At 61.3% G+C, this 954-nt stretch carries 1 protein-coding gene; it reads right to left on the bottom strand.

Going from position 1 to position 954, the window contains the following annotated elements; translation table 11 throughout:
* Nucleotides 1-270: 270 nt before the first annotated feature.
* The coding region (locus tag D1641_RS18935; RefSeq protein ID WP_160668546.1) for an AAA family ATPase at nt 271-954 on the bottom strand (684 nt) is incomplete at its 5' end.

Genomic DNA, 954 nt, shown 5'->3' with positions numbered 1-954 from the left:
GCCCTTTGAAAAGGGCACCCTGCACCCCGCCTAAACTTTGACACTCGCCGTTGGGCAGGGGGGAAAGGCACAGCCTTTCCCCCCACCCGGCCAGTGTTCTCCGTGGGCCAAAAGTCAAGGGGTTCGGGTTGTATTGCCTTGCGGCAATCTCCACCCCCAGGTATGGCCCCTTGACTTTTGGCCCCGCTCCCCGTGACGGCCGTGACGACCGTGACGATGTTTTACACACCGCCCCCGCTCTCAAAAAAGCCGTCACAGCCGTCACGGTCGTCACGCCTGGGGCGGTTCCAGGGTGAGGGTGATATTTCTCCCGGCGTGGCTCCTGCTGTTCTCATAGCGGATATGATACTCCGATGCCAGCCTCCCGGCCCGGACATTCAGCCGCATAGCCAGGGCGTTGGGCTTCATGTCGGTCTGGAGCGCCGCTGCCAGCTCCGTGGCCGTACCGCCCCAGGCGGGCCTGTCCGCCGTCACAAGGGCGGCAACGGCCTCCAATACCGGGTCGGGCGGTTCCACCCACGGCTCTGTTTCCAGCCGTTCCAGCTCCCACACAAGCCGCTCTTTCTCCTTGGTGAGATACATCCGCTGGTCTTGCTGGTCACGCCCGGCCACATCCAGAATGGCGCTGCCGTCCGTCCGCTTCTCCTTTTGAAGAAGAAAGGCCCCGTCCGCAGCTCCCAACAGGCCGTTGGTGCCAGAAATCATGTCAAACTTATCGTCTGCCTGCTGCTTTCGGGTGTGGTGTACCAGCAGGAGACAGATACCGCAATCATCGGCAAGGCGTTTTAGCTTGCCCACCACCTCGTAATCGTTGGCATAGCTGTACTTGTCCCCGCCGACCTCCCGGACTTTCTGGAGGGTGTCAATGATAATCAGCTTGGTGTCGGGGTGCTGACGGACGAACTTCTTTAGCTGTTCCTCCAGGCCCAGGCCGAGCTGTTTGGCGTAGATCGC

The organism is Colidextribacter sp. OB.20 (genome assembly GCF_009911595.1).
Taxonomy (GTDB): domain Bacteria; phylum Bacillota; class Clostridia; order Oscillospirales; family Oscillospiraceae; genus Lawsonibacter.
The sequence above is the reverse complement of the archived record's forward strand: the minus strand, read 5'-3'. Positions and strand labels throughout refer to the sequence as shown.